At 60.2% G+C, this 21653-nt stretch carries 21 protein-coding genes; 10 read left to right on the top strand and 11 right to left on the bottom strand.

Going from position 1 to position 21653, the window contains the following annotated elements; all coding sequences use genetic code 11:
- Positions 1–16: 16 nt before the first annotated feature.
- Positions 17–172, bottom strand: a complete 156-nt coding sequence (locus tag M9827_RS13020) for a hypothetical protein (RefSeq protein ID WP_095186895.1) — start codon at positions 170–172, stop codon at positions 17–19.
- Between the two features lie 198 nt (positions 173–370).
- Between M9827_RS13020 and M9827_RS13015 the strand changes: the two genes are divergently transcribed.
- The 4 genes from M9827_RS13015 (at position 371) to M9827_RS13000 (ending at position 5745) form a co-directional block, all read left to right on the top strand.
- The gene (locus tag M9827_RS13015) at positions 371–820 is read left to right on the top strand and encodes an EVE domain-containing protein (RefSeq protein WP_250605738.1); all 450 of its coding nucleotides are present in this window, start codon (positions 371–373) and stop codon (positions 818–820) included.
- 121 nt (positions 821–941) lie between these two features.
- Positions 942–1907, top strand: coding sequence for an HlyD family secretion protein (locus tag M9827_RS13010; RefSeq protein WP_095049388.1), 966 nt, complete (start codon positions 942–944; stop codon positions 1905–1907).
- A complete protein-coding gene (gene rbbA / locus M9827_RS13005; RefSeq protein WP_250605737.1) occupies positions 1904–4627 on the top strand; it encodes a ribosome-associated ATPase/putative transporter RbbA in 2724 nt (907 codons plus the stop codon). Before M9827_RS13010 ends, rbbA begins: the two co-directional genes overlap by 4 nt.
- The gene (locus M9827_RS13000) at positions 4627–5745 is read left to right on the top strand and encodes an ABC transporter permease (RefSeq protein WP_250605736.1); all 1119 of its coding nucleotides are present in this window, start codon (positions 4627–4629) and stop codon (positions 5743–5745) included. Before rbbA ends, M9827_RS13000 begins: the two co-directional genes overlap by 1 nt.
- A 16-nt stretch (positions 5746–5761) precedes the next feature.
- Here M9827_RS13000 and M9827_RS12995 read toward each other — a convergent pair whose 3' ends face one another.
- The gene (locus M9827_RS12995) at positions 5762–6169 is read right to left on the bottom strand and encodes a flagellar basal body-associated protein FliL (RefSeq protein ID WP_027610485.1); all 408 of its coding nucleotides are present in this window, start codon (positions 6167–6169) and stop codon (positions 5762–5764) included.
- Positions 6170–6319: 150 nt separating this feature from the next.
- On the opposite strand from M9827_RS12995, the gene M9827_RS12990 reads away from it, so the two are divergent.
- Positions 6320–7297, top strand: coding sequence for an NADPH:quinone oxidoreductase family protein (locus tag M9827_RS12990; protein WP_250605735.1), 978 nt, complete (start codon positions 6320–6322; stop codon positions 7295–7297).
- Between the two features lie 54 nt (positions 7298–7351).
- On the opposite strand, the gene M9827_RS12985 is transcribed toward M9827_RS12990, so the two are convergent.
- Together M9827_RS12985 and M9827_RS12980 are read right to left on the bottom strand one after the other, a co-directional pair.
- Complete coding sequence (locus tag M9827_RS12985) at positions 7352–7966, bottom strand: energy transducer TonB (RefSeq protein ID WP_250605734.1); 615 nt, start codon at positions 7964–7966, stop codon at positions 7352–7354.
- Positions 7967–8144: 178 nt separating this feature from the next.
- A complete protein-coding gene (locus tag M9827_RS12980) occupies positions 8145–8774 on the bottom strand; it encodes a flagellar basal body-associated protein FliL (protein ID WP_250605733.1) in 630 nt (209 codons plus the stop codon).
- A 224-nt stretch (positions 8775–8998) separates the two neighbouring features.
- Between M9827_RS12980 and glpT the strand changes: the two genes are divergently transcribed.
- Positions 8999–10348 carry a glycerol-3-phosphate transporter gene (gene glpT, locus M9827_RS12975; RefSeq protein WP_250605732.1) on the top strand — a complete coding sequence of 450 codons (1350 nt, stop codon included), beginning with the start codon at positions 8999–9001 and terminating at the stop codon, positions 10346–10348.
- On the opposite strand, the gene M9827_RS12970 is transcribed toward glpT, so the two are convergent.
- From M9827_RS12970 to M9827_RS12940, 7 genes are all read right to left on the bottom strand, one after another.
- Positions 10324–10992, bottom strand: coding sequence for a gamma-glutamylcyclotransferase (locus M9827_RS12970; RefSeq protein WP_250605731.1), 669 nt, complete (start codon positions 10990–10992; stop codon positions 10324–10326). The two genes, glpT and M9827_RS12970, sit on opposite strands and share 25 nt — an antisense overlap.
- A 196-nt stretch (positions 10993–11188) precedes the next feature.
- Complete coding sequence (locus M9827_RS12965; protein WP_250605730.1) at positions 11189–12157, bottom strand: CDP-6-deoxy-delta-3,4-glucoseen reductase; 969 nt, start codon at positions 12155–12157, stop codon at positions 11189–11191.
- The gene (gene ubiD / locus M9827_RS12960) at positions 12157–13623 is read right to left on the bottom strand and encodes a 4-hydroxy-3-polyprenylbenzoate decarboxylase (protein WP_003229330.1); all 1467 of its coding nucleotides are present in this window, start codon (positions 13621–13623) and stop codon (positions 12157–12159) included. Before ubiD ends, M9827_RS12965 begins: the two co-directional genes overlap by 1 nt.
- Positions 13624–13703: 80 nt before the next feature.
- Positions 13704–15665, bottom strand: coding sequence for an acyltransferase family protein (locus tag M9827_RS12955; RefSeq protein ID WP_250605729.1), 1962 nt, complete (start codon positions 15663–15665; stop codon positions 13704–13706).
- A 139-nt stretch (positions 15666–15804) separates the two neighbouring features.
- Positions 15805–17064: a transcription termination factor Rho gene (gene rho / locus M9827_RS12950; protein ID WP_003229334.1), complete on the bottom strand. Its 1260-nt coding sequence runs from the start codon at positions 17062–17064 to the stop codon at positions 15805–15807.
- A 250-nt stretch (positions 17065–17314) separates the two neighbouring features.
- A complete protein-coding gene (gene trxA / locus M9827_RS12945; protein WP_003206727.1) occupies positions 17315–17644 on the bottom strand; it encodes a thioredoxin TrxA in 330 nt (109 codons plus the stop codon).
- Between the two features lie 120 nt (positions 17645–17764).
- The gene (locus M9827_RS12940) at positions 17765–18472 is read right to left on the bottom strand and encodes a FadR/GntR family transcriptional regulator (protein WP_250605728.1); all 708 of its coding nucleotides are present in this window, start codon (positions 18470–18472) and stop codon (positions 17765–17767) included.
- Positions 18473–18728: 256 nt separating this feature from the next.
- On the opposite strand from M9827_RS12940, the gene M9827_RS12935 reads away from it, so the two are divergent.
- The 4 genes from M9827_RS12935 to M9827_RS12920 are packed head-to-tail and all read left to right on the top strand — an operon-like array spanning position 18729 to position 21581.
- Positions 18729–19514, top strand: a complete 786-nt coding sequence (locus M9827_RS12935) for a transporter substrate-binding domain-containing protein (protein ID WP_250605727.1) — start codon at positions 18729–18731, stop codon at positions 19512–19514.
- 21 nt (positions 19515–19535) lie between these two features.
- A complete protein-coding gene (locus M9827_RS12930; protein ID WP_250605726.1) occupies positions 19536–20210 on the top strand; it encodes an amino acid ABC transporter permease in 675 nt (224 codons plus the stop codon).
- Positions 20207–20857, top strand: a complete 651-nt coding sequence (locus tag M9827_RS12925) for an amino acid ABC transporter permease (protein WP_250605725.1) — start codon at positions 20207–20209, stop codon at positions 20855–20857. Before M9827_RS12930 ends, M9827_RS12925 begins: the two co-directional genes overlap by 4 nt.
- Positions 20844–21581: an amino acid ABC transporter ATP-binding protein gene (locus M9827_RS12920; protein WP_007911148.1), complete on the top strand. Its 738-nt coding sequence runs from the start codon at positions 20844–20846 to the stop codon at positions 21579–21581. The genes M9827_RS12925 and M9827_RS12920 overlap by 14 nt, the downstream gene beginning before the upstream one ends.
- Positions 21582–21653 lie beyond the last annotated feature (72 nt).

The following is a 21653-nucleotide window of genomic DNA, read 5'->3' as shown; positions in this document are numbered from 1 at the left end:
CGTCGAAAAATTCGTTTCAGCGCTTGAAAGCTGTCGACTGTTGCACCTGTTGCGCGACTTCAATCGGCGCATCGGTCTTGTTGGACCACAGGCTCTGCGCATAACCGGTGGTTACGACACCCAGGCCAAACAAAATTACCAAAGTCCATAGTAAATCCGGTTTGCGTTTCATCGATTGCCCCCCTCAAGGCACATCATCACGATGACAGCAGCGGTTTCCGTTTGTAGGCCGTGCAGCAGCGTCAAGCTTTAAAGGCCGGCATTTTGCGACAACGTGAACCTGCGCGCAAACGCTGACGTCAACCGACTGTCGGTTTGTCATAAAATTGCCCGACAACCTGCCCAATGACCGTTTCAGGAGCAAAAAACCATGGCCTATTGGCTGATGAAGTCCGAGCCCGACGAACTCTCGATCAAAGGCCTGGAAAAACTCGGCACAGCGCGCTGGGACGGGGTTCGCAACTATCAGGCGCGTAACTTCCTGCGGGCGATGGCGGCGGGCGACGAGTTCTTTTTCTACCATTCCAGCTGCCCGGAACCGGGTATTGCCGGAATCGGCAAAATAATCGTCGCGGCGTACCCGGATCCCACCGCACTGGAGCCAGAGAGTCATTACTTCGATCCGAAGGCTACACCCGAGAAAAATGCCTGGAGCGCGATCGATGTTGCGCACGTCGAGACGTTCGTCCGGGTATTGAAGCTGGATTACCTCAAGCAGCAGACCGCGCTGGCCGACATGCCGCTGGTGCAAAAAGGCAGTCGCCTGTCGGTCATGCCCGTGACGGCCGAACAGTGGGCCGCCGTGCTCGGCTTGCGCTGAGAACTGCCCGGTCACGGTTATTAGCCGAAAAAGGGGCTAGGCTTGGCGCTCGGTTGACTGACATCAAGCGACTGGAACGCTTGAACAGTCAGACTGCACGCCACAGCCGCAGGATGCCCCCATGTCGACGCACAGCCGCTCTTCACTTTTATACGCCGGGTCGCTTCTGGTGTTACTCGCCGCCGCCGGCGGGCTCGGTTACTGGATGTCGATCAGCAGCCGTCTGGTCGAAGGGCTGTCGATGGGCAACGGTCGGCTGGAAGCCACCGAAGTACAGATCGCCAGCAAGACACCCGGACGCCTGGCCGAGGTGCTGGTCGATGAAGGCGACAAGGTCAACAAGGGCCAACTGCTCGCGCGCATGGACACCCGCACCCTCGAAGCCCAGCGCACTCAGGCCGAAGCCGAAGTCTTGCGCGCCCGGGAAAACCTCAACGCCGCCGAGGCCAATGTGCAATTGCGCCAGAGTGAACTGCTGCTGGCCCAGCAGGAACTGGGGCGCTCTCAGTCGCTGTTCAAGCACGGTTTCGTCAGCGCCCAGGTTATCGATCAATTGCAGTCGCGTATCGGCACCGGCAATGCTGCCGTGACGGCGGCCCGCGCCCAAGTGTCGGCGGTCGCTGCAGCGATCGGCGCGGCGCAGGCACAGGTCGCTCAACTGACCAGCGAAATCGACGACAGCAGCCTGCGCGCGCCGATTGATGGCGTGATCCAGTTACGCATGGCCGAACCCGGGGAAGTGCTGGGCGCCGGTGGCCGCGTCCTGCTGTTGATTGATCCCAACGATCAGTACATGAACCTCTACCTGTCCGCCTCGGTGGCCGGGCGTCTGGCGGTGGGCGATGAAGCCCGGGTGCTGCTCGATGCCCTGCCCGACAAGCCCTTGCCAGCGAAAATCAGTTTTGTCGCCGGCAAATCGCAGTTCACCCCCAAAGAGGTCGAGACCCGTGACGAGCGGCAAAAACTGGTGTTCCGCGTCAAGCTGCGCCTGACCCAACCCAGCGCCGTGCCGCAAGCCAAGCCCGGCATGCCCGGCGCCGGTTATGTGCGCACCGCGCCGATTGCCTGGCCGGCCAATTTGCAATGAACAGCCTCGCGGTTCAGGCGAACGCGATCGCGCACCGTTACGGCAAACAGCAAGCGCTGAGCGCTATCACCTTCAGCCTGCCCGCCGGCACCCGCTGCGGGCTGATCGGCCCCGATGGTGCGGGCAAGTCCAGCCTGCTCGGGCTGATCGCCGGCGTGAAGGCCTTGCAGCAAGGGCAACTGGACGTCCTCGGCGGGCCGATCCAGCAGCGCCGCCACCGCGACACGCTGTATGCGCGCATCGCCTTCATGCCCCAGGGATTGGGCGGCAACCTGTATCCCGAACTGTCGATCCGCGAAAACATTCAGTTCTTCGCCACGCTGTTCGGCCTGTCGAAAGCCGACAGCGAGCAACGCATGCACAATCTGCTGCTCGCCACCGACCTGCTGAAGTTCGCCGAGCGCCCCGCCGGCAAGTTGTCCGGCGGCATGAAACAGAAGCTGGGCCTGTGCTGCGCACTGATCCATGAGCCGGATCTGTTGATCCTCGATGAGCCGACCACCGGCGTCGACCCGCTCTCACGCCGACGCTTCTGGGAGCTGATCGACGATGTACGACGCGAGCGCCCGCAACTGACCCTGCTGGTTGCCACCGCGTATATGGAAGAAGCCGAACAGTTCGAGCATTGCCTGATGCTCGACAACGGCCAGTTGATTGCCACCGGTCTGAGCCGCGAGCTGGCAGCCGTCACCCCCAGCGGCAAACTCGATGAAGCCTTCACACACTTCCAGGGCGACAGTCATCACGACGCTCAGCCGTTGGTCATTCCGCCGCGTACTGGCGGCACCACCGACATTGCCATCGAAGCCCACGACCTGACGCTGCGCTTCGGCGACTTCACTGCGGTGGATCACGTCAGCTTCGCCATCGGTCGCGGCGAGATTTTCGGTTTTCTCGGCTCCAACGGCTGCGGCAAGACCACGACCATGAAAGTCCTGACCGGGCTGATGCCGGCCAGCGAAGGCAGCGCGACACTGCTGGGCAATCCGGTGGACGCCAAGGATCTGGCCACGCGCAAGCGGGTCGGCTTCATGTCCCAGAGCTTTTCGCTGTATGGCGAACTGAGTGTGCGGCAGAACCTCGAACTGCACGCCCGGCTGTTCGACTTGCCCAAGGCCGAGAGCGCACAACGCATCGACGCACTTATTCAACGCTTCAACCTGCTCAGCGTCGCCGATCAGCCGTCCGGTGCCCTGCCTCTCGGGCTGCGTCAACGCCTGTCGCTGGCGGTCGCGGTGTTGCATCGTCCGGAGGTGCTGATCCTCGATGAGCCGACCTCCGGCGTCGACCCGGCAGCCCGTGATGACTTCTGGCGACTGCTGATCGAACTGTCCCGCGAGCAAGGCGTGACGATTTTTCTCTCCACCCACTTCATGAACGAAGCCCAGCGCTGCGACCGCATTTCGCTGATGCACGCCGGCAAAGTCCTGGCGTGCGACACCCCGGTAGCGCTGCAGCGTCAATTTGCCGGAGAGACGCTGGAAGCCGCTTTCGTGACGTGTCTGGAACAAGCCCAGGGCACTGTCGACTCGGTGCCCGCGAGTGAATCGTCGACGGCGCCAGCGGCCAATGCGCTGCCGCTCAAACAGAGCGGTTTCAGCCTCGGTCGCCTGCTGGCAGTGGCCAGCCGCGAAGGCAAGGAGTTGCTGCGCGACAAGGTGCGCATGGCTTTTGCGCTGGCGGGGGCGATTTTCATGATGGTGATTTTCGGCTACGGAATTTCCCTCGACGTAGAGAACCTCGCGTTCGCCGTTTACGATCAGGATCAAACCCCGCAGAGCCGAGCCTATCTGGAAGCCTTTCGCGGTTCGCGTTACTTCGATGAGCGGCCAGCCATCCACGACGCTCAAGAGCTGCACCGCCGCCTGCAACGCTCGGAAATCAAACTGGCGCTGGAAATCCCGCCCGGATTTGGCCGCGACCTGTACGCCGGGCGCCAGCCTGCGGTGGCGGCGTGGCTGGACGGCGGCATGCCGTTCCGCGCCGAGACCAGCCGCAATTATGTCGAAGCCGTGCACCTGGCCAACCTGCAACAGTTGGCCGAACAGAGCAGCCCCGCAGTGAACCATCAGGCGGGTGCCAGCCTGGAAACGCGCTTTCGTTACAACCAGGACGTGGTCAGCGTCAACGCTATTGGCCCCGGGGTCATGGCGCTGATTCTGGCGTTCATTCCGGCGATGCTCACCGCACTCGGCATCGTGCGCGAAAAAGAACTCGGCTCGATCACCAACTTCTACGCCACGCCCCTGACCCGCCTGGAGTTTCTGCTGGGCAAACAGGCGCCATACCTGCTGGTCAGTCTGGTCAATCTCGCACTGCTGGTGGCGATGAACCGCTGGCTGTTTGGCGTGCCGTTCAAGGGCAGCCTGCTGACGCTGGCGTTTGGCGGCCTGTTGTATGTGCTGGCGACCACCAGCATGGGCCTGCTGATCTCGGCGTTCACCCGCACGCAAATCGCGGCGATCCTCGGCACCATGATCATCACCAGCCTGCCGACCATCCAGTTCTCTGGACTGATCGTGCCGCGTTCTTCACTGGAAGGAGCGGCTGCGGTGATGGGCATGCTGTTTCCGGCAGGACACTTTCTCGACATCGCCGTGGGCACGTTCACCAAAGCGCTGGACCTGCGACAGCTGTGGCCGCAGTGCCTGGCGCTGTTCGGGTTCTTTGTCGGGTTTACCGGGCTGAGCCTGATCATGCTGAAAAAGCAGGAGGCCTGATGCACAAGTTCGCGCACATCCTGCGCCTGGGGCTAAAGGAACTGACCAGCCTGCGCCACGACAGCGTGTTGCTGCTGTTCCTGTTCTACGCCTTCACCGTAGCGATCTACATGCCCGCCGCCGGTTCGGTGATCGGCGTGCACAACGCCAGCGTGGCGATCGTCGACGAAGACCACAGCGCCCTCTCGCGCCAGTTGGCCCAGGCCCTGCAACCGCCGGAATTCCAGACGCCAGTGCTGCTCCCCTACCCGCAACTGGACCAGGTCATGGACAGCGGCCAGTACACCTTCGTCATCAACATTCCGGCGGGGTTTCAAACCGATCTACTGGCGGCGCGGCAACCGGCCATTCAGGTCAACGTCGATGCCACCGCGATGAGCCAGGCGTTCATGGGCGCTGGCTACATCAGCCGGATCTTCCAGCGCGAACTGCAAGCCTATGGCGGCCAGAGCGATGCCGCGAGCAAGACGCCGATTCAACTGACCACCCGCGCGCTGTTCAACACCAATCTGGAGGGTGGCTGGTTTCTGGCGGTGATTCAGATCGTCAACAACATCACCATTCTGGCGATCATCCTCACGGGTACTGCGCTGCTGCGCGAACGCGAGCACGGCACGCTCGACCATTTGCTGGTGCTGCCGCTGACGGCGCTGGAAATCATGCTGGCGAAAATCTGGAGCAACCTGCTGGTGGTGGTGCTGTGCACCTGGCTGTCGCTGGAGGTGGTGGTCAAAGGCGCACTCGGCGTGCCGTTGTCCGGCTCGATGAGTCTGTTTTTGCTGGTGACTGCGGTTTATCTGTTTGCCAGTACCGCGTTAGGGATCTTTCTGGCGACCCTGGCGCGCTCGACGCCGCAGTTCGGCTTGCTGGCGATTCCGGTGATCATCCCGATGTTGCTGCTGTCGGGCGGCAGCACGCCACTGGACAGCATGCCGCAATGGCTGCAGTGGGTCATGCAGGGCTCACCGTCCACGCATTTTGTCAGCCTTAGCGCCGCGATTCTGTTTCGCGACGCTGGGCTGAGCGTGGTCTGGCCGGACTTGCTGGCGCTGACGGCCATCGGCCTGCTGTTCTTCGTCATCGCCCTGGCACGTTTTCGCAAAAGCCTGGCGTCCTGAACAGCAGCCAACGTACTTACTGAATGATCAGGTTGTTGAACAGCAAGTCTTCAACCACCGGCTTGCCGGTCTCGTCATTCATCACTTGCTGGGTCTGCTTCAACGCTTCCTGACGCAGCTTTTCCTTGCCTTCGATGCTGCCCATCGCCTCGGTGGTCTGCTGAGTGAACAGCGCCACCAGTTGATTGCGAATCAGCGGTTCGTTGGCCTTGACCAGTTTGGTCGCCTCCTCACCGGTCACACGCAGCGCCACGTCGGCCTTGTAGACCTTCAGCTTCGGCGTGCCGTCCAGCCCATAGTTGCCCACGAACGGCGGGCTCAGGGTGATGTAGTTGACCTTCGGCGCCTCGCCTTCTTTGGCTTCTTCGGCCAGCGCTGCCACAGGCAGAGACAGGGCCAGCAACAACATGATCCACGCTTTCACAATTCGCTCCTTATCCGGTTTGCGGCCTAGCATAACGACCCGCCGCGCAAGCACAAGCTTATGGCTGACTATCAGGGCCGGGCATGCTCGTTGACCCGTTGATTCACACACCTACACTTATCGGCCATCACTCCCAAAGGAATAGCCCTGATGAAAGCCGTGCTGTGCAAAGCCTTCGGCCCTGCCGAATCGCTGGTGCTGGAAGACGTCGCCAGCCCTGTCGCGAAGAAGAACGAAATCCTCCTGGACGTGCACGCCGCCGGAGTCAACTTCCCGGACACGCTGATCATCGAGGGCAAATACCAGTTCAAGCCGCCCTTCCCGTTCTCGCCGGGTGGCGAAGCGGCTGGCGTAGTGCGCGAAGTCGGGGAAAAGGTCAGCCACCTCAAGGTCGGTGACCGGGTCATGGCGCTGACCGGTTGGGGCAGCTTCGCCGAGCAGGTCGCGGTGCCGGGCTACAACGTGCTGCCGATTCCGCCGTCGATGGATTTCAACACCGCCGCCGCGTTCAGCATGACCTACGGCACCTCGATGCACGCCCTCAAACAACGCGCCAACCTGCAACCGGGTGAAACCCTGCTGGTGCTCGGTGCGTCCGGCGGTGTCGGTCTGGCTGCCGTGGAAATCGGCAAAGCCATGGGCGCCCGCGTGATCGCCGCCGCCAGCAGCGCGGAGAAACTCGCGGTGGCCAAGGCTGCCGGCGCCGATGAATTGATCAACTACAGCGAATCCAGCCTCAAGGACGAGATCAAACGCCTCACCGACGGCCAGGGCGCCGACGTGATTTACGATCCGGTCGGCGGCGATCTGTTCGATCAAGCCATCCGCGCCATCGCCTGGAACGGCCGATTGCTGGTGGTCGGTTTCGCCAGCGGGCGCATCCCGGAACTGCCGGTCAACCTCGCCCTGCTCAAAGGCGCAGCAGTACTTGGCGTGTTCTGGGGCTCCTTCGCCCAGCGCCAGCCACAGGACAACGCGGCGAACTTCCAGCAATTGTTCGGCTGGTTTGCCGAAGGCAAGTTGAAACCGCTGGTGTCGCAGGTGTATCCGCTGAGCAATGCGGCGCAGGCGATCAATGATCTTGGCCAGCGCAAGGCCGTGGGCAAGGTAGTGGTGCAGGTGCGCTGAGTGATCTTTCGATGCAGGCCAGAATGCCCGGCTCGGTCGTTCTGGCCTGTGTTATCAAAGCAACTCGCGAATCTCCGCGGGCAACAGGCTTATGAATTTGCGCGTAGGGCTCTCTCGACACCCTCTGACGATCCTCTCAACCTGCTGGTTCATCTTGGCAATCATCGCCAAGCGCTGTTCATCCGGCAGTTGAGTTTTATGGAAGACGTTTGATAGATAGGCGCGAGTTTGTGCGAACACCGCAGAATCGATCCATGAATACTCGGCAATATTGACCAGATGCTCGTTAACCGTACCGCATCGCAAGACTTTCAGTTGCTGGTTGACATGAATGGTTTGATCCAAATCGAGCCTGAAAATCATCGGCGCGATGATTTCCTGTTGCTCAGGTTTACCGCCTTCAACCGTCCAAGGCTTGAAACGCCACTGCGCTATCGCGACTCGAACCGCATCGGAAAAGTCAGGGTGAGTGCTCTCTCGAATGCTGATTTCGCCGACTGAGCCATCAGCACTGGCGACGAAACGAACCTTCACTTCGCCCGTTACACCTGCCCTTTGCAGCTCTAGAGGATAAATCGGCTTGGGATTGTTTTCCGGTATCAAAAACACCTCTGAGGCCAGCGCAGAACAGCCGACCAACAACCAAAAACCAGCAAAAAACCAGCGCATGATCCTGCCCTTCCCTAGTGAGTTGCCCTATCCGGCAACAACACAAAGGTTACTGAGCAACGACTTTTAACTGAATGGCGCAGGTTCGCCGATGCATGCAGGACGTTTCCCTGATTCCTTCGGGAAATCAGGCGAACCTACTACGCGAATAGTCGCAGGTAATTTTTCCGACGGATGTTTAGCTGCCGTTCGCGACGGCAACGTCACCGGGCATCAACTGTTCCTGAACCTTCCGACTACGCGACTGGATCAACTGCCCCTTGTCATCGAAGCGCAGAACAATCAGCCAGTCATACACATCCACTGGCCATTTCGGTTGGCCGATCAGCGCCGCGCCATCGCCGCCGAAAGCGGCAATCAGTTTGTTGATATGGCCGTGGTGCCAGGCAATCAGCACGGTTTTCGCCTGATTGTGCTTGCGCAGCAGACTAACCAGTTCGTCGACCTGGTTATTGGCGCAAGGCTGTTCGATGGGCAGTTGCAGGCGCTGGGACAGCGGGATCAATGTTTGCCGTGGTCGCATGCTTTCCGGGCTGTCGGCGGTAGCGATCAGGCGCTGAGGGGTGAGCGTCTGGTCATCCAGTTTCAACGGCGTGAAATAGTCGGCATAAGCCGCAGCGCGTTGTTCGCCCCGGGCATTGAGTTCACGGCCGACTTCAGGCTTTTCCGCATGACGGACGATCAACACGGTGACGTTGCGCAAGCCTGGCGCCGCAGAACCTTGGGCGAGGCTCAGTGCCAACACTGAAACAGTCACCGCTGCGACCATCAACAGTCTGGGCAATAGCCTGCGAATTGTCGGGGTCATCGTTTATCTCGCGAAATCAGTCGATCCATAGATCGCGAGTCTAAGACACAACATTCCGAACGCGACAAAAACGCCCTGTTCTTACAGCTGAGCGACAGGTTCGTAAAGGAACGCGCGACTTCCAACATTTTCCGCTATTTGCTCGATGCGAACCGGTGCTATTTTCGGTAACGAAACTGTAACATTCGCATCCGCAGTCAAAACAAGAAATCTGGAGCTCTTGAATGTTTGCTTTCTTTCGTCCTGCCGCACATCAGGCTCCATTGCCTGAAGAAAAAATAGACAGCACCTACCGACGCCTGCGCTGGCAGATCTTCGCCGGTATTTTCATCGGCTACGCGGGTTATTACCTGCTGCGCAAAAACTTCTCGCTGGCCATGCCGTACCTGATCGACGAAGGCTACAGCCGCGGCGATCTGGGTCTGGCGATGTCGGCTATCGCCATTGCCTATGGCTTGTCGAAATTCCTCATGGGCCTGGTGTCCGACCGTTCCAACCCGCGTTACTTCCTGCCGTTCGGCCTGCTGGTCTCGGCCGGGGTGATGTTCATTTTCGGTTTCGCACCTTGGGCAACGTCCAGCGTGACCATGATGTTCATTCTGTTGTTCATCAACGGCTGGGCCCAGGGCATGGGCTGGCCGCCAAGTGGCCGGACCATGGTGCACTGGTGGTCGCAGAAGGAACGCGGTGGCGTGGTGTCGGTATGGAACGTGGCGCATAACGTCGGCGGCGGTCTGATCGGGCCGCTGTTCCTGCTCGGTATGGGCTTGTTCAACGACTGGCATGCAGCGTTCTACGTACCGGCAGCCGTGGCGCTGGGCGTGGCGATTTTCGCGTTCATCACCATGCGCGACACCCCGCAATCGGTGGGCCTGCCGCCGATCGAGAAGTACAAGAACGATTACCCGGAAGGCTACGACGCCAGCCACGAAGACGAATTCAGTGCCAAGGAAATCTTCGTCAAATACGTGCTGCGCAACAAAATGCTCTGGTACATCGCCATGGCCAACGTCTTCGTCTACCTGCTGCGCTACGGCGTGCTCGACTGGGCACCGACCTACCTCAAGGAAGCCAAGGGTTTCACCGTGGATAAAACCTCGTGGGCCTATTTCTTCTACGAGTGGGCGGGCATTCCGGGCACGCTGCTGTGTGGCTGGATGTCGGACAAGATCTTCCGTGGCAACCGTGGCCTGACCGGCATGGTGTTCATGGCACTGGTAACTGTGGCGACCCTGGTTTACTGGCTCAACCCGGCCGGCAACCCGACCGTCGACATGATCGCGCTGTTCTCGATCGGCTTCCTGATCTACGGCCCGGTGATGCTGATCGGGCTGCAGGCGCTGGAGCTGGCACCGAAAAAAGCCGCCGGCACGGCTGCGGGTTTCACCGGTCTGTTTGGTTATCTGGGCGGTTCGGTCGCGGCCAGCGCGGCGATGGGCTACACCGTGGACCATTTCGGCTGGGATGGCGGTTTCGTGCTGCTGGTAGGCGCTTGCCTGCTGTCGATGGCCTTCCTGGCCCCGACGCTGTGGCACAAGCAAGTCGCTAGTCAGAGCCGTGAAGCGGTCGCTTGATCGCTTTGTGACTTACAGCGCTTGAGCCGCGCCTCCAGATTGCGGTCTGGCATGGCGTGGCTGCGCAGGGCGTGGGCAGTCTGTTCGACATAATCGCGAGTGGTGCCGTAACGTCCGCAAGCGCTTGCGAACACCTGGCTCAGCACGTGATCCGGCAAGTTGCCGGCATAGCTGGGCAGGTGTCGCTCCAGAACAAATCCCAACGCCTGCACCTGAGTACCGTCTTCGAGCCGGCAGTTGAGCCAGTGTGGCCGGTAGGACGGCACTGGCATCTCGCGTTTCCACAAGGCGTACAGCGCCGCGTCGAGATTGTCGTCCGGCAAGCGATAAGCGAAGCCACTGCACGAACCGCCGCGATCCAGACCAAACACCAGACCGGGCATTTCCGGCGTACCGCGATGCTCGTGCGACCACAGGTACAAGCCGCGATGGTAGCCATGCACACGTCCGCGCACCCGCTCCACCGCCGAACACTCCGGTCGCCAGATCAGCGAACCGTACGCGAACAGCCACACCGGCCCGCCCTTGTGGCGCGCCATGGTCGATTGCATGGAAGCGAGAAGTTGTTCGTGCGTCAGCTGCGGCCCAAGATCGAGCCGCGGAGGGTAATTCAAATTCAGAAAAGCGTTTTCAATGGCGCTCATGGCGAATAGCGTTCAGCTCCCCGCGGGTGAAGAATTACTTAATAGAACGCACCGCTGTAACAATAAGGCACATATCTTTCAAGGCAATTTGAGTGCCATGGCACAGTTCTTAATTGATTGCCTGACTGATATATAACCTAGCGGTATTTATGCAATTACATAAATACCGATCGGCTATATAGAGAGTTATAAAGAATCAGGAGCGCGGGGCGTAAGCGAACACGTCGGCACGCATTTGATGAGCATCCATCCCCGCTTCCACCAGTGCATCCAGAGTGCCGTAGACCATAGCCGGCGAGCCACTGGCGTAGACGTGCAGCGGTTTCAGATCCGGGAAGTCCTCACAGACCGCCTCGTGCAGCATCCCGCAGCGCCCTTCCCAACCGCACTGATCGCTGACGACTTTGTGCAGGAACAGGTTGGGCAACTTCAGCCATTCGTCCCAGTGTTCGATCTCATAGAAATCTTCCGGACGACGCACGCCCCAGTACAGATGCACGGGGTGCTTGAAGCCATTGGCGCGGCAGTGTTCGATCAGGCTGTGAATCTGACCCATGCCTGTCCCGGCGGCAATCAGCACCAACGGCCCATCGGGCAATTCAGCCAGGTGGGTGTCGCCGAACGGCAGCTCGACGCGCACCATCGCGTTGCGCTGCAGCTGTTCAATCAGGCTCAGTGCACTGGCTTCGCGCGCCAGCACATGGATTTCCAGATCACGTCCGCCGTGAGGTGCCGAAGCCATGGAGAACGCCGACTTTTCGCCGTTTTCGCGCTCGATCATCAAATACTGCCCGGCGTGATAGCGCGGTGGCTTGCCCGCCGGTGCACGCAGACGCACGCGCCAGGTGTCGCCACCGACCTCACGACATTCGATGACCTGACACGACAGGCTGCGCACCGGCAGTTCTCCCAGCGCGAGCACGCCATCCCACAGCAGGATGCAGTCTTCCAGCGGCTCGGCTATGCAAGTGTAGAACTCACCGTGGTCATGCACTTTGCCGGCCTGCTCGACGCGACCTTCAACCAGCAGCGCCGCGCACACGTGACAATTGCCGTTGCGGCAGCTTTGCGGGCAGTCGTAGCCCAGGCGCCGCGCGCCGTCGAGAATCCGCTCACCGGGCCGTATCTCAAGCACCGCTCCGGAAGGCTGCAGGGTTACACGCATCAATCTATTCCTAACTGATTCCAGATGGCATCGATCCGCTGGGTGACAGCGTCGTCCTTGACGATCACGCGGCCCCACTCGCGAGTGGTTTCGCCCGGCCACTTGTGGGTGGCATCCAGGCCCATTTTCGAGCCCAGGCCGGACACCGGCGAGGCGAAGTCCAGGTAGTCGATCGGCGTGTTATCGATCATCACCGTGTCGCGCTTGGGGTCCATGCGCGTGGTGATGGCCCAGATCACGTCGTTCCAGTCCCGAGCGTTGATGTCGTCATCAGTGACGATAACGAACTTGGTGTACATGAACTGTCGCAAAAACGACCAGACACCGAGCATCACGCGCTTGGCATGCCCCGGATACGACTTCTTCATCGTCACCACGGCCATGCGATATGAGCAGCCTTCCGGCGGCAGGTAGAAGTCGGTGATTTCCGGGAACTGCTTCTGCAGGATCGGCACAAACACTTCGTTCAGCGCCACGCCGAGGATCGCCGGCTCATCCGGCGGACGGCCGGTGTAGGTGCTGTGGTAGATCGGTTTGATCCGGTGAGTGATGCGCTCGACGGTGAACACCGGGAAGCTGTCGACTTCGTTGTAGTAGCCGGTGTGGTCGCCGTACGGGCCTTCATCGGCCATTTCGCCGGGATGGATCACGCCTTCGAGGATGATTTCGGCGGTGGCCGGCACCTGCAGGTCGTTGCCACGGCACTTGACCAGTTCGGTGCGGTTACCGCGCAGCAGACCGGCGAAAGCGTATTCGGAAAGGCTGTCCGGCACCGGCGTCACCGCGCCGAGAATGGTCGCCGGATCCGCGCCCAGGGCCACGGATACCGGGAACGGCTGGCCCGGATGCTTTTCGCACCACTCGCGGAAATCGAGGGCGCCGCCACGGTGGCTGAGCCAGCGCATGATTACCTTGTTGCGGCCGATCACTTGCTGACGGTAGATGCCGAGGTTCTGGCGGTCCTTGTTCGGGCCTTTGGTGACGGTCAGGCCCCAGGTAATCAGCGGGCCAACGTCGCCGGGCCAGCAGGTCTGCACCGGCAGCATCGCCAGGTCGACATCGTCGCCTTCGATGACCACTTCCTGGCACACCGCGTCTTTGACGACTTTCGGCGCCATCGAGATGATCTTGCGGAAGATCGGCAGCTTCGACCACGCGTCCTTCAAGCCCTTCGGCGGCTCCGGCTCCTTGAGGAAGGCCAGCAGCTTGCCGATTTCGCGCAACTCGCTGACCGACTCGGCGCCCATGCCCATGGCTACCCGCTCAGGGGTGCCGAACAGGTTGCCGAGCACCGGAATGTCATAGCCGGTGGGTTTCTCGAACAGCAGCGCCGGGCCCTTGGCCCGCAGCGTGCGGTCGCACACCTCAGTCATCTCCAGCACCGGCGAGACGGGAATCTGGATGCGTTTCAACTCTCCGCGCTGCTCAAGCTGCTGCACGAAATCCCGAAGATCCTTGAATTTCATTGACGATGGCACCCTCAAAATAGGCGTACATCCTACCTGCTCTGACGGGCAAACAGCAGCCCGTCAGAGCCCGGCATCAATCAATTGTCGCTGGTGCCCAGCATCAACGGCGCAAACAACGGGCTCAGTCTGGCGCTGCCAACGTCGGAAAGATGATCGGCATCCTTGTACTGCGAGTGGCCGTCGACATCGATGGCGCACAAGCCGTCCTTGCACATCAGCGGCGTCGGATCGATGACGTGGATGCCGGAATCAGCGGCGCTCATCGAGCCGAACAGGTTAGTGAAAAACTGCTGGCGCGCCAGATGTTCGTTGAGCGGACGACCGAGCCCTTCTGCCGAACGGCCGATGCGCGCCAGACTGGTCAGACGGTCGATGAAGCTCTTGTGTTGCAGCGGCACTTCCTTGAACAGCCAGACTTGTACACCCGCTTCACGCAGCTCGGCCACTTGCGCCTTGAGGGCGGCGGCCATGCGCTGCTCTGCCTGGCGTGGGTTGTCCTTGCGATCGAGCAGGAACTGTAGATCGCCATCGCCATCTTCACGACCATAAACGTAGAGGCTCCAGTTCGCCGCCAGAACCACGTCCTTGATCCCCAGACTCGTGATACGGTCCATGTTGCGCTGGTTGAAGTCTTTGCACTGAGGGCGCAAGTGGTCATCGATGATCGGCGGGCATCCAGTCAAGCTGTACAACCACACCGGCTGCACGTTGCGCCCGGCATTGCCTTCGATGGCCGGCAGCAATGCAGCGGCGTGACTGTCGCCCCAGAACATTTTTGTCGCCGCAATTTTCTGATCGCCACCCACAAGGCAGGATTTGGTCAGTGCCTTGTCCGTGCTCAGATGCATGCACTTCGACTGCCCGGCATTCCACTCGCGCGATTGCGCATATTCCAGCGCCTTGCCGGTCAGACGCTGTGGTATACCGTCTGCCGAGCGAATCACCGAGCCGGTGATCGCCAGCACGGTGATCGACACCAAACCGCCGACCAACACCGAATTACGACTGGCGAATACACGCTTCTCACGAAACGGCAGTTCGATGTAACGCAGGCTCAGCCAGGCCAGCGCCAACGCGAGTGCCATCCAGCCGATTGCTTCCAGCGGCTGGATGCCGTCGATGGAGATCGCGTTGGCGTACACGTAAACCGGCCAATGCCACAGGTAAAGCGAGTAGGACAGCAAGCCGATCCAGACCAGAGCCCGGACACTCAACAACCGGCCAGCCCACGTCGGGCCCTGGGCACCTGACCAGATCAACGCCGTCGTGCCCAATACCGGCAACAGCGCCGCCCAACCCGGGAACACTGTGGTTTTGTCGAAGGTGAAGATCGCCACCAGTACTGCCGCCAGTCCGGTCAGGCCGACAGACTGACGAAGCCACGGCCGCGCAACATGCTTGGACACGGGCAACACCGCCAGCATGGCCCCGCAGAGCAGTTCCCAAGCGCGGGTCGGCAGCGCAAAAAAGGCGAATTCAGGTCTGCGCTCGATGTAGATGATGTTCAAGCCGAACGACACCAGCAGGACGGCAAACAACATCCAGCGCCAATGGCGGACATACCGCATCAGCAACACCATCATCAACGGGAAGAAGATGTAGTACTGCTCCTCCACCGCCAGCGACCAGGTATGCAGCAACGGCTTGAGTTCCGAGGCGGGCGCAAAGTAGCCGTCTTCACGCATGAACAGGATGTTGGAAATGAACAGCGACTGGTAACGAATCGTCCGCCCCAGTTCGGCCAGGTCTTTGGCCGTCAGCAACAGCCAGCCCAACGCCAGTGTCACCACCACGACCACGGTCAATGCCGGCAAAATGCGCCGGGCACGACGTCCCCAGAAGTCGAGAAAACTGAAACGCTGGGCGCTGATTTCGCGGAACAGGATCGAGGTGATCAGGAAGCCGGAAATGACGAAGAACACATCAACGCCGACAAAACCGCCGCTGAATGTAGTGAATCCGAAATGAAACAGTACGACGGGAATAACCGCCAGTGCCCGTAATCCGTCGATATCACGGCGGTTGCCAAACGTGTGCATGAAAAAACCTTACCTGTTCTGGATACAAAATCCCTTGAAGGCGCGAAGTTATCAGCCGCGCAAACTTCAATCCAGATACAAATAATCCAAGGCAAAAAAAAGCGCCCTTTCGGACGCTTATTTTTTAACAGCTTGCGTATTACTTGCGCTTCATCGACAAGAAGAACTCGTCGTTGGTCTTGGTCGTTTTCAGCTTGTCGACCAGGAACTCGATGGCAGCCACTTCGTCCATCGGGTGCAGCAGCTTGCGCAGGATCCACATACGCTGCAGTTCGTCGTCGGCGGTCAGCAACTCTTCACGACGGGTACCGGAGCGGTTGATGTTGATCGCAGGGAACACGCGCTTCTCGGCGATCTTGCGATCCAGAGGCAGTTCCATGTTGCCGGTACCCTTGAACTCTTCGTAGATCACTTCGTCCATCTTCGAGCCGGTTTCAACCAGCGCGGTGGCGATAATGGTCAGCGAGCCGCCTTCTTCGATGTTACGCGCAGCACCAAAGAAGCGTTTTGGCTTCTCGAGGGCGTGGGCATCGACACCACCGGTCAATACCTTGCCGGAGCTCGGGATCACGGTGTTGTAGGCACGGGCCAGACGGGTGATGGAGTCGAGCAGGATCACCACGTCCTTCTTGTGTTCGACCAGGCGCTTGGCCTTCTCGATCACCATTTCGGCAACCTGCACGTGACGGGTCGGCGGCTCGTCGAAAGTCGAGGCAACCACTTCGCCGCGCACGGTGCGCTGCATTTCGGTCACTTCTTCCGGACGTTCGTCGATCAACAGCACGATCAGGTGAACTTCAGGGTTGTTACGGGCGATGTTCGCTGCGATGTTCTGCAGCATGATCGTTTTACCGGCTTTCGGCGGTGCAACGATCAGACCACGCTGGCCTTTGCCGATCGGGGCGCACAGGTCGATGACACGACCGGTCAAGTCTTCGGTGGAGCCGTTACCGGCTTCCATCTTCATGCGCACGGTCGGGAACAGCGGGGTCAGGTTCTCGAAGAGAATCTTGTTTTTCGCGTTCTCGGGACGATCGAAGTTGATCGTGTCGACCTTGAGCAGGGCGAAATACCGCTCGCCTTCCTTCGGAGGGCGGATCTTGCCAACGATGGTGTCACCGGTGCGCAAGTTGAAGCGGCGGATCTGGCTTGGCGAGACGTAGATATCGTCCGGGCCGGCCAGGTAGGAAGCGTCAGCGGAGCGCAGGAAGCCGAAGCCGTCCTGGAGAATCTCCAGCACGCCATCACCGGAGATTTCCTCGCCGCTTTTCGCGTGCTTTTTGAGCAGGGAGAAAATCACGTCCTGCTTGCGCGAACGGGCCATATTTTCTATGCCCATCTGTTCGGCCAATTCGAGCAGTTCGGTAATCGGCTTTTGCTTGAGTTCAGTCAGATTCATATAGGAATGACGTAATCATTTATGGAGGGGGGGAAATTAAGCTTTTGGCTTAATGAGGCCGCGCCGCAGAGAAGGCGACAGGATCGCGTACTTATTCGAAAAGGAGTGCGTCGGCGACGGCTAGCAGGGGGCAGTGGAGAAACCAGTGCGGGGCCGAATGTACCACCTGAGTTTCAGAGCGTCTAGCCCTGAATACGCAAAAAGCCCCGCTAATTTGCGGGGCTTTTTTTCGGGCACTTTACCGCGACGCTTAGATGTTGGCGTCGAGGAAAGCAGCCAGTTGCGACTTCGACAGGGCGCCGACCTTGGTCGCTTCAACGTTGCCGTTCTTGAACAGCATCAGGGTCGGGATACCACGTACGCCGTGCTTGGCCGGGGTTTCCTGGTTTTCGTCGATGTTCAGTTTGGCAACGGTCAGCTTGCCTTTGTAAGTCTCGGCAATCTCGTCCAGAACCGGAGCGATCATTTTGCAAGGACCGCACCATTCAGCCCAGTAATCGACCAGGACAGCGCCTTCGGCCTTGAGTACGTCGGCTTCGAAGCTAGCGTCGCTAACGTGTTTGATAAGATCGCTGCTCATGGAATTCTCCAGGTTGTAAGCAAAAAAACGTGGCCCATCATAGCCGCCCTTCCCCTGTTCAGGAAGCCGCAGTTGATTGAGTCTTGCTATGGCACTCGATGAGTTTGGGTATAGCTCAAGTCACGCCGTGGCGGGGGCAATGAAGGAAATTCCAGTACGCAGGGCGGCGTTGCGCACATGCTCCTGCATGGCTTTTTGTGCGGCACCGGAGGCCCGCCGCGCGAGGGCCCGGAGGATCTTGCGGTGTTCCTGCCAGGTTTCCATGGCGCGTTCGGCGCGGATGAACGGTAGTTTCTGGCTTTCGAGAAAGATCTCGGCGCTGGCGGTGAGGATGCTCAGCATCGCCTGATTACCGCTGGCCAGCAGGATCCGGCGGTGGAATTCGAAGTCCAGTTTTGCTGCCGCTTCAAAGTCACCGGCGCGCAATTGCTCACGCATCGCGGCGACATTGTCTTCCAGCGCATCCAGATCGAACGTGCTCAACGTGACCGCCGCCAGCCCCGCGGCAAAGCCTTCCAGCGCATAGCGCAATTGAAAGATATCCAGCGGCGAGGCTTGGGCCGCAAATGCCCAGCCCGGCGCCTGTGCGCCACGCGGCAACTCTACCGGCGACTGCACAAACACGCCTTTGCCCGGCTGAATGCTGACCACACCCAGCGCACTCAACGAGGACAACGCCTCCCGCAACGACGCCCGACTGACGCCCAACTGGAGCGCCAGATCCCGTTGCGACGGCAACGCATCGCCCGCACCGAAACCCTGTTCAGTGATCAGTTTGCGGATCGCTTGCAGCGCCACTTCGGGTACCGCACGGGAAATCGAGTTCATGGTTTTTCAGACGCGCCAGGCCAATGTGCGGCTAGTTGTAAAGCTATTCGCCGAGTCCGGCAAGTCGTGCCCCAGCAGGGTTCGGCGAACCACGCCGGTGCGCCATGGCAGTGCGAAAAACAACCTGACTGTTCAGACCAGTAAGACCGAACAAAGCCGCTGAAACTGCGGTCTGCCGGGACGATAGGCACGTATTGGCACGGCCCATGCTCTGTCCGATCGCAGAAATCACTTCCCGCCGATCCGGAGATTGTCCATGACCAAGCGTTACAGCGCCCTCCTCGCCGCTCTGTTTTCCAGCCTGCTGCTCAGCCAGGCCCCCGCTCACGCCGACGGTCTGGACGACGTGGTCAAACGCGGCACGCTGAAAGTCGCCGTACCCCAGGACTTCCCGCCATTCGGCTCGGTCGGCCCGGACATGAAACCTCGCGGTCTGGACATCGACACAGCGAAACTGCTGGCCGATCAACTCAAGGTCAAACTCGAACTGACCCCGGTGAACAGCACCAACCGCATTCCGTTCCTGACCACCGGCAAAGTCGATCTGGTGATTTCCAGCCTCGGCAAAAACCCCGAGCGCGAAAAAGTCATCGACTTCTCCCGCGCCTATGCACCGTTCTACCTCGCCGTGTTCGGCCCGCCAGATGCTGCGATCACCAGCCTCGACGACCTCAAGGGCAAGACCATCAGCGTCACCCGTGGCGCCATCGAAGACATCGAGCTGAGCAAAGTCGCCCCCGAAGGCGTGACCATCAAGCGCTTCGAAGACAACAACTCGACCATCGCCGCCTACCTCGCCGGCCAGGTTGACTTGATCGCCAGCGGTAACGTGGTGATGGTCGCGATCAGCGAAAAGAACCCGAAACGCGTACCGGCACTGAAAGTGAAACTCAAGGATTCCCCGGTCTACGTCGGCGTGAACAAGAACGAAGCGGCGCTGCTGGCCAAGGTCAACGACATCCTGACCACCGCCAAGGCTGACGGCGCCCTGGAAAAGAACTCGCAGACCTGGCTGAAAGAGCCGCTGCCGGCCGATCTCTGATCGACTGCGCGGGAGACCTTCATGGCTTATCAGTTCGATTTCATGCCGGTGGTGGAAAACACCGACCTGTTGCTGCGCGGGGCGCTGTTTACCCTTGAGCTGACGGCCATCGGTGCGCTGCTCGGGGTCGGTGTCGGAGTTGTCGGGGCTTTGGTGCGGGCGTGGAATATCCGCCCGTTCTCGGCAATCTTCGGCGTCTACGTCGAGTTGATCCGCAACACGCCGTTTCTAGTGCAGTTGTTCTTCATCTTCTTCGGTTTGCCGTCGCTGGGCGTGCAGATTTCCGAGTGGCAAGCGGCGGTGCTGGCGATGGTGATCAACCTCGGGGCCTATTCCACGGAGATCATCCGCGCCGGCATTCAGGCGATCCCGCGCGGGCAACTGGAAGCCGCAGCGGCGCTGGCGATGACCCGTTTCGAGGCGTTCCGCCACGTGGTGCTGCTCCCGGCGCTGGGCAAGGTCTGGCCGGCCCTGAGCAGCCAGATCATCATCGTCATGCTCGGCTCGGCGGTGTGTTCGCAAATCGCTACCGAAGAGCTGAGCTTTGCCGCCAACTTCATTCAGTCGCGCAACTTCCGCGCCTTTGAAACCTACGCGCTGACCACCCTGATCTACTTGTGCATGGCGTTGCTGATTCGCCAGTTACTGAACTGGATCGGCCGGCGCTATATCAGTCGAAGCAGGAGCAGCGTATGAGCGATTTCACCTTCTGGGACATCCTGCGCAACCTGCTCACCGGCCTGCAATGGACACTGGCGCTGTCGCTGGTGGCGTTCATTGGCGGCGGGATCGTCGGATTGCTGATCCTGATCATGCGCATCTCGAAAAATCCTGTGTCGAGCAACATCGCCCGCACTTGGATCGAGCTGTTCCAGGGCACGCCACTGTTGATGCAGCTGTTTCTGGTGTTCTTCGGTGTGGCCTTGGCCGGGATCGAAATCTCGCCGTGGATGGCGGCAGCGATTGCCCTGACCTTGTTCACCAGCGCTTATCTGGCGGAGATCTGGCGCGGCTGCGTCGAGTCGATCTCCAATGGCCAGTGGGAGGCCTCGGCGAGTCTGGCGCTCAATCCGCTGGAGCAACTGCGCTACGTGATCCTGCCGCAAGCGCTGCGCATCGCTGTGGCGCCGACCGTGGGCTTTTCGGTGCAAGTGGTCAAGGGCACCGCCGTAACGTCGATCATCGGCTTCACCGAGCTGACCAAGACCGGCGGCATGCTCGCCAACGCCACGTTTGAACCGTTCATGGTCTACGGCCTCGTCGCCCTCGGTTACTTCCTGCTCTGCTACCCCTTGTCCCTCAGTGCGCGCTACCTGGAAAGGAGACTGCATGCCTCTGCTTAGAATTTCCGCCCTGCATAAATACTACGGCGATCACCACGTGCTCAAAGGCATCGACCTCAGCGTCGAGGAAGGCCAGGTGGTGGCGATCATCGGCCGCAGCGGCTCGGGCAAATCCACCCTGCTGCGCACCCTCAATGGTCTGGAATCGATCAACGACGGCGTGATCGAAGTCGACGGCGAATACCTCGACGCCGCCCGCGCCGATCTGCGCAGCCTGCGACAGAAAGTCGGCATGGTCTTTCAGCAGTTCAACCTGTTCCCGCACCTGACCGTGGGCGAAAACGTCATGCTCGCGCCGCAGGTGGTGCAGAAAGTGCCGAAAGCCAAGGCTGCGGAACTGGCGCGTGAGATGTTGGAGCGCGTGGGTCTCGGGGAAAAATTCGATGCCTTCCCGGATCGGCTGTCTGGCGGTCAGCAACAGCGGGTGGCGATTGCCCGGGCGCTGGCGATGTCGCCAAAAGTGTTGCTGTGCGATGAAATCACCTCGGCGCTCGACCCGGAGCTGGTCAATGAAGTGCTCAGCGTCGTGCGGCAACTGGCCAAGGAAGGCATGACGCTGATCATGGTCACCCATGAAATGCGCTTCGCCCGCGAGGTCGGCGACAAACTGGTGTTCATGCACCACGGCAAGGTGCATGAGGTGGGGGATCCGAAGGTGTTGTTTGCCAATCCGCAGACGGCGGAGCTGGCGAACTTTATTGGCACGGTGGAAGCGACAGCCTGAATCTGCCTCATCCTTATCGTTCCCACGCTCCGCGTGGGAACGCAGCCAGGGACGCTCCGCGTCCCAAAAGCG

The organism is Pseudomonas sp. AKS31 (assembly GCF_023634765.1).
In the GTDB taxonomy this organism is placed as follows: Bacteria; Pseudomonadota; Gammaproteobacteria; order Pseudomonadales; family Pseudomonadaceae; genus Aquipseudomonas.
This window is presented reverse-complemented; position numbering and strand designations above follow the sequence as displayed.